Origin of the sequence: Helicobacter cetorum (assembly GCF_900198405.1) — a bacterium.
GTDB classification, from domain to species: domain Bacteria; phylum Campylobacterota; class Campylobacteria; order Campylobacterales; family Helicobacteraceae; genus Helicobacter; species Helicobacter cetorum_C.
This window is the reverse complement of the sequence record NZ_FZMR01000025.1, coordinates 20,939-29,005: the sequence shown is the minus strand read 5'-3', so window position 1 is coordinate 29,005 and position 8,067 is coordinate 20,939. Positions and strand designations below refer to the sequence as shown.

Below are 8,067 nucleotides of genomic sequence, written 5' to 3'. Positions count from 1 at the left end.
TTCGTGGGGTCGGGAATATGTATAAGAGACCACCCCCCCCCCCCCAATCTTAATAAAAAATTATCTATTCAGAAAAATTTCTTAGCTAATATTTTCAGTAGGATTTTACATCTTTCTTTATATAATGTTTGCAATAAAATATTGCACTTTTCATTATTTAGCATTGTTTCTTATCTTCAGAAAAGAACAAAAAGTTATCAAAGGAACTATTTTAAAAAACATGAAAAAGAAACTTTCTTTTTAAAGCATTTTTACCTTACAAGTGTGTACATTGGTACTACAGCAGGATACTATCTCGCTCCTAAAGGAGCAAAAACTTTTATAGATGCTACTGAGCGTTTTAAAATCATAGAACCAGTAGATATGTTTATGGATAATCCCACTTACCATGATGTTGCTAATCTGACTTATGTGCCTTGTGCTTTATCCTTAAATGAACATTCTTTAGATAGCAATATTTGCAATCAAAATCTTTCTAAGCTTTCAGAATGCATTGCCTTACCCAAGCCTCCTAAAAAATCATATTTTAAGAATCTATTCTATTATAGTCTAAATGCAAGAAAGCGTTTAAAGACTTTTAAAAATTTTTACAAAAAGTATAATTATTTACAATCTAATTAATATTATTAATTTATTTAAAACTAATAATTATAAATAATAACTTTATTTTTTTAAACAGAATTATTATTAAACTTTTAAAATATTGTTGTCATATAAAACCGCAGTTTTTAAAAATATCTTTCACTTTTTCTTATTTCCATATACCAATCATTGTTTTTTAATGATTAAAATACAAATAGAAAATAAAATTATTACTATAATGAAATATTATTTTTTTATGCTAGAATAATCCGTTAACTTTTTTAGGTTATTAAAATCTATGATTGTATTTGTCAATGATAATAAAATCTTAAATTTCACATGGGAGAATTGGATATATGCGCTTAGGGATTAAAATAATTGGGATTGTGTTTTTGGCTTTGACATTGTTAGGAACAATCATTATATTCGTTACTAATTATAAGCAACACAATTTGATAAGAGATTTTATCACGCTAGTGGACAATCAAAATGTCAAAAATAGAAAAAATAGCCTTGCTTATACAGAATGGCTTATTGAGCATGCGATTAATAACTACTATACGAGTTATGACAAGAAAAAGGCTTTAGAGCTTACCTTAAACTACTATAAGCAAATCAATAACGCTAAAGGCATGGTTTATATGGTGGCTGTGGATAAAAAAGGTGTGGTGCTTTTTGACCCAGTTAACCCCGATACAGTAGGTAAAAGCGGCTTAGATGCTAAGAGTGAAGATAATGTTTATTATGTGCGTGGCTATGTAGAAGAGGCCAATAAAGGCGGTGGCTACACTTATTATAAAATGCCAAAGGCTGCAGGCGGTGTGCCAGAGCCTAAAGTTGCTTATAGTAAATATGACCCTACAAGCGATATGATTATTGTTGTTACGGCTTATTTTTCGGATATTTTAAAGCAATCTGGCGCTTTAGAAGTGATGGCGAAAAAAGATATTATGAAAAGTGCTGAAAGAGTGTCTATCTATATTGTAGGGATTGTGATTCTTGCAGTGGTTCTAGCAGCTTTAGTAGTGTTTTATACGATTATCAAGCGTTTGTCTAAAATGTCTGAAAATATCCATGAATTTAGTCAAGGGGACAAGGACTTAACCAAGCGTATTGAAATCATTAATGCTGATGATGAAATTGGCAAGGCAAATATTCAAATCAATGCGTTTGTGGAAAATATCCAATCCTTTGTGAATGTCATTAAGAAAAATAGTGATGCTAATAAAGAAATGGCTAGTGTGTTAAGCACAAGCATTAGCGCTACAGCAGCGGGCATGAACGAGCGCAATGTGATGATAAGCGCGATTAAAGATAAGACTCAAACCATTAATGAACGCATGAATAGTTCTGTGCAAAAGGCTCAAGACAGCCAAAAGAATCTCACTAGCACTCAAAGCATTATCCATGAGACTAACGCTTCTATTACAGACTTGTTCCAACAAATTAGTGATGCAGCCCATACTGAAGAAGAACTTTCTTTAAAAGTGGAGCAACTAAGCAAGAATGCTGATGATGTGAAATCAATTTTGCATATCATAAATGATATTGCTGACCAAACTAACTTATTAGCTTTAAACGCAGCTATTGAGGCTGCAAGAGCAGGCGAGCATGGAAGAGGTTTTGCAGTCGTAGCTGATGAAGTGAGAAATCTAGCCGGACGCACTCAAAAATCTTTAAGTGAAATTAATTCTACTATTGGAGTGATTGTGCAAGAAATTAGCGATGTTTCAGCGCAAATGACGCTTAATTCACAAAAAATGGAGCATTTAAGCGAGGTGAGTTTAGGAGTGCAGGAGCAATTTGACCAAATGGGACAAGATTTAGGCATGGTAGTTCAAGATGCTAACGCTACCATTGATGCTTTTGTAGAAACCGGGCGTAATCTTTCTGAAATCGCTGAAGAAATCGTAGATATTGAAAAAATCAATATCCAAACTTCAGAAGAAACCGCTACGATTATGAAAGTTGCCACTAATCTTGGTAATGCCACTAATGAATTAGACGCTACCATTAATCAATTCAAATCTTAAAAATAAGGTTTTAAAATAAGCAAGCTTAGGCTTTCTTGTTTTTGGTTTATAGACTTTTTAGGGGCTAATTGGCTTTTTATTTTAACTCTCTTTTTTGTTTTTTAACATTGGCGTTTTTTAGCTACAATAGCTCTGATAAAATCTATAGAAGGTAACAGAATGAAAGAAATGCGAGCCATTATCAAAAATTCCAACTCTCTCTCTCTCTCTCTCTCTAATCAGCTTTTTTATTCCTTTTATTTATTTAGCTTTGTTCCCATATAAAAGCGGGTTTTAAAAGGGATTTTTATACCTTATTTATTTTTTAATCAATTTTAATACAAGAAAGGATTTGCAATGTCTTTACAAACACAAACAAACTTTATAAGGTTTTTAGAGCAAACTTTAGAAGTTCTAAAAGAAGTGGAGATTGATAAATTAGAATGCTCTACTCTTTTAGAAAGCATTCAAAAACAACAGCTTGTTATACCCATTGTGGGGAATTTTAGTGCGGGAAAAAGTTCGCTAATCAATCGCTTTTTAAATCAAAGTATTTTGCCAACTGCCATTACACCTGAAACTTCTTTGGCTACAGAATTACACTATAGCACGAATGAACGCATAGAGGCGTTTTTGGAAAATAATGAAAAGTTTGAAAGCCTTGAATTGAGCGGGCAAAGTTTTGAAAGAATTAAGGATAATGCGTTTCATTATTCGTATCTTAAAGTCTATTTGAATAATGAGGCTTTAAAAAATAGCACCCCTTTAGTGCTTGTAGATATGCCCGGATTTGATAGCCCTAATGCCAACCATACCAAAGCGATTTTAGAATATCTAGCAAGGGGCGTGTATTTTGTTATTCTTACAAGTGTGGAAGAGGGCAATCTCACTAAACGCATGCTAAGAGAATTAGAAAATATTTTAGAAGTAGGCAAGGGTTTTAGCTTTGTGTTAAGTAAAACCAATCTAAGAACGCCAATAGAGGTGGAGCAACTCTCTAGCTATATCAAAGAGCAATTACAAGATAACTTTGGCTTGACAACTAATATTGTTTGTGCGAATAAAACTAATAACGCCCTTTTAGAAATTATAAGCATGATTGATACCGAAAAGCTTTTTAGCGATTTGTATTTAAAAAGATTGAAATTTTTAAACTTTCAATTACAAAATAGTCTAAAAAGCGTGATTAAAAGCTTTGATTACTCTAAAGAAAAGGCTTTAGAAGAATTGCAAGCCCTAGAGTCAAGCACCAAAAACATTGAAAGCACTTATGAAAAATTAAGGGCTAATTTAGAAGAAGAATATTCTAGTGTGGCTGTGAGAGATATTTTAGAAGATATGGAAAATGCACTAAAAAACAAAAAGTCTTATTTAGCCACCTTAATAAACAATTCCAATACCTTTAAGAGCGAGCTAGAAAGCATTGTGCAACAAAGCTTAATTAAAAGCACCAAAGATAAAATCAAAGAAATCAATATTTCATTTTTGCGTGATTTTAGTAATGAGTTTCAATCTCTTGAGCATATTTTTTATAAAGATATGTCTTGTGCTTTGGATACTGCAGTAGAAACTGGTCTGGGTCTTTTGGGCAAGCTTTTAACTAAAAACCCAAATATTTATCTTAAATCATTGGGTTGGATTATACTTGTTGTTAAGCCATTTCTAAAAAAATTATCTAAGTATTTGCCAAATGCTTTAATAAATGAACAAAAAGAAAGAGAAAGGATAGAAGAAAAAATTGTTCGAGAAATCATTCCACAAATAAAGGCTGAGTGTGAACCTTATTTATGTGAGCTTTTTAAAAAATATTTACAAGACTCTCTAAAAGCCTTAAAAGAGCAATGCGAATTAGAAATCTCTCATAAAAAACAAGAAATCACACTCGCTCAAAATGAGAAAGAAAAACATCTCAATGATTTAGAAACCCAAAAACAAATCTTAGAAAATAAGATTAGTGCCTTATGCAATTTAGAACAACAATACTTAAAGGATAGATAATGAACGCACAAGAGTTATTAGATAAATTTTCTCAAATTGAAGAAACGCTTAAAAAACACAATTTAAGCGATAACGCTGAGTTATATAAAGAAAAGCTTAGTATTACAAGTTGTCAGCAGTTAAAAGAGACCATTGAAAGCAAGCAACAAGAATCTAGATTGATTAAAGTTGGCATTATAGGGCGAGTGAAAGCGGGCAAAAGCTCGCTATTAAACGCTCTAATTTTTGAGGGCAAAGATGTCTTACCTAAAGCGGCAACGCCTATGACAGCAAGTCTTACTAAATTGGTGTATGGTGATAAGTTGAGTGCGAGCGTAGAATTTTATACTCAAAAAGATAAAGAGAGATTAGAAAAAGAGCATAAGAATTACTTAAGTGAATTAAGCAGATTAACAGAAGAAGAAAAAGAAACATTAAAGAAATCTAACAATGAATACAGTAAGCTAGGAGGAATGAATAATGAAGAGATTGAAAAAAAGGCAAAAAAACGAGCTTTAAAAGAAATTAAGAATTACGAGAGATTGTGTGCTAACTATGAGCAGTTTGAAAAAATGTCAAATGGGACTTCTCCTAGCGAAGAATACAAGCAAATAGAAATTAAAAGCTTAGAAGATTTAGCAAATGAGCTTAAAGAATATGTGGGTGCTAATGGAAAATACACCCCTTTTGCCAAATCGCTTACTATAAGTGCAAATAATGAGAGCTTGAAAGATTTAGAAGTCATTGACACTCCGGGTGTGAATGACCCTATTGTTTCAAGAGAGGCACGCACTAAGGAGTTGCTAAAAGATTGCGATGTGGTGTTTATTGTTAGTCCTAGCTCTCAATTTTTGAGTAATGAAGATATGACCTTGATTGATAGAGTTTCTAATAGAGAGGGAATTTTTGAAATTTATTGTATTGCTAGTAAAATAGATGAAGTGCTATGCGGAACGGAAGTTAAAGACAAAGCTAATGGCGATATTCTTGAGGCTTTAAAAAATTGTGAGCAAAAATTAAAAAAGCATTTTCAAAAAACACTTTCTTTTAATCAAAATGAAGTGTTTATAAAAATTAGCGAAGGGGGCGTAATATGTAGTTCCGCAGTGTGCTATTCTCTTTATAAAAGTTCTTCTTCAAATGCTGATTTGAGTTTAGAGAATCTTAAAAAATATTACCCTAGTGCGTTTGATGATAAAACTTCAAAAAAGACACTTGAAAAACTAGCCAATATGCAACCTATTTTAGAAAAAATTAATGGGGTTAGAAAGAGAAAAGAAGAAGTTGCTAAACAGAATTTAGAGCATTATCTAAAAACACAAACAAAGAATTTGAATGATTGGACAAAAGAAATCATTCGGTATTTAGATGAGCGCATTAAAAAGGTGCAAACTACTAATTTAGAAGAATTAGAACAGCAAATAAATCAACTTTCTAAAAAGATAGGAGAGCTGAATATAGAAGTAGAGCTTGAATATCAAGAATTGCTTGATTTTTCTTTAAAAGACATTCAAGATAATATGGAACAAGAAATAAACAACTCTATAAAGAAAGCTAATAAAAAATCAATGGAATCTAAGGATACTAAAAAGGTTGAAGAAGGGTGGTGGTTCTTTAAAGAGATAAAAGATATTACCACTATTAACGCTAACAGTGTTCTTGAAACATTGAAAGATACCAATCACAGTTGTGAAACAATTCTTAGAGATAAGGCTTTCGCCCTAAAAACAGATTTTAAAAAAGAATTGAATAGCAAGATTGTAGGTGTTATAGAAAATGTTTTGGGAAAAGATTTTGATATATATTTATACAAAACGATGTTGTTGGGTGTAATTTCTTGTATTAAATTTGATACCTTTGATTATAGAGATAATATACCAGATGAAATAAAATGTAAAACAGGAACGCTTGAGGGGTATGATGCTGAATGTTATATCAATGATGTTTATGACTATACAAATAGGTTTGAAGATTTGGTGCATAACGATATTCAAACATTTGTCTCTAAATTAAAAGAAACGCTTTCTTGTCAAAATTTTGCTAGTAATTTTTGTGAAAAAATGGAGGGCGAGATTAATGATTTAAAAAATTTGATTAGTGATAAAGAAAGGGGAATAAAAGAATTGGAAAATAAAAAAAGAAATATGCAAGCTTTATTGGGATTTTGAGTGCAAACAGATTTTATCAAAAACCTTTTAAATGCTAAATATGAGCAAGAATTAGAAAAAAATATTAATGAGTATCATCAAGATTTAGAGGATTATTATCAATTTGCAAAAAATAAGCAAATTAGTTTGGACATGTTGGCTATAAAATCTCTAATGCAAAAAATTGAACAAATAATAATGACTCCTTATTGTTTGAATAAGTGTATAGTGGCAGTTGGTGGGGGATTTAGTGCGGGAAAATCAGCTTTTATCAATAGTTTTTTATTGCAAAAAAGTAAAATTAAACTTCCTATTGATTTTACCCCAACCACTGCAATTCCTACCTGTATATCATATTCTGAAACTGAAAAATTGTTAGGGAATTCTAAAAAAGGGTCTATAGATTTGAGTATGTTTGATGTGGAAATCAATCATGATTTTTTAGAAGAGCTTGGTTTTGACTTAAAAATTCTTATGCCCTATTTGACTTTGAAAGCCCCTATAGATTATGAAAATTTATGTTTCTTAGATACGCCCGGCTATAATCCATCTAAGTTAAGGTTCGCACAGAATGACAGCGAGATTTCTAAAAATATCTTAATGAATACAGATATTATTTTATGGGTAGTGAACGCAGAATCTGGAACTTTACCAAAGGGTGATATTGAGTTTTTAAGAAGCTTGGATATGGGTAATAGCATAACTCTTTTAATTATCCTAAATCAATCAGATAAAAAATCTCTAGAAGAATTAGAGGAAATAAAAACTACTATTAGAGATGTATTAGATAAGGAAAATATTAAGCATGAGGGAATAATAGCTTATAGTTCAGAAAATGCCAAAACTAAAAAATTTTATAGACCTAGAAAAAAAATCCAAAAATTTTTAAAATCATTTGATAAATCCAAAGATTCAAGTATTAAATTGCTTGAGATTGTCAATAGAATTATTTTTTATCATCAAGATTGTTTTAAAAAGGAAATAGATAGTTTAAGCCACCATTTAGACTTTTTGTTTGATTTAAGAAATAGACTTTTTAAAGAAAATTTTGATAATCTAAATACTGATGTTCATAAGGGAATTGAAAAAGAGATAAGAAAGCTTAAAGATGTTATTGAAGAAAAAGAACAATTACTTAAAAAAATTAACGAAAAAATTTTAGGGCTTTCTTTAAGAATTGCTAAAATTTTGAATTACTTTGACAATAGAAATCATGTTTTTATTTTGGAAAAACTGAATGGGTATGATTGCATAATGCCTGGTAAAAAAACCCATAACATAGTATGAATAGGATAAAAGTTAAGTTTTAGTTATTTAATCCCAAAGGCATTTTATGATAAAATCCAAGC

5 protein-coding genes are annotated in these 8,067 nt (G+C 30.9%); all 5 read left to right on the top strand.

The genetic code is table 11. The features are described 5' to 3' along the window. Positions 1-621: glycosyltransferase family 25 protein (locus C6H25_RS07495; RefSeq protein ID WP_199768957.1), on the top strand; the 621-nt coding region annotated here is incomplete at its 5' end. Between the two features lie 347 nt (positions 622-968). Continuing rightward, the gene (locus C6H25_RS07490; protein ID WP_324761428.1) at positions 969-2,615 is read left to right on the top strand and encodes a methyl-accepting chemotaxis protein; all 1,647 of its coding nucleotides are present in this window, start codon (positions 969-971) and stop codon (positions 2,613-2,615) included. A gap of 336 nt (positions 2,616-2,951) precedes the next feature. Continuing rightward, entirely contained in the window at positions 2,952-4,592 is a 1,641-nt protein-coding gene (locus tag C6H25_RS07485; protein WP_104748812.1) for a dynamin family protein, read from the top strand. Next, a complete protein-coding gene (locus C6H25_RS07480; RefSeq protein WP_104748811.1) occupies positions 4,592-6,739 on the top strand; it encodes a dynamin family protein in 2,148 nt (715 codons plus the stop codon). The genes C6H25_RS07485 and C6H25_RS07480 overlap by 1 nt, the downstream gene beginning before the upstream one ends. Then, a complete protein-coding gene (locus tag C6H25_RS07475) occupies positions 6,740-8,005 on the top strand; it encodes a dynamin family protein (RefSeq protein ID WP_104748810.1) in 1,266 nt (421 codons plus the stop codon). Positions 8,006-8,067: the final 62 nt, after the last annotated feature.

Excerpts from the sequence above, each read along its gene's own strand:
- C6H25_RS07485 (WP_104748812.1), top strand. The coding sequence starts at position 2,952 with ATGTCTTTACAAACACAAACAAACTTTATAAGGTTTTTAGAGCAAACT.
- C6H25_RS07480 (WP_104748811.1), top strand. The coding sequence starts at position 4,592 with ATGAACGCACAAGAGTTATTAGATAAATTTTCTCAAATTGAAGAAACG.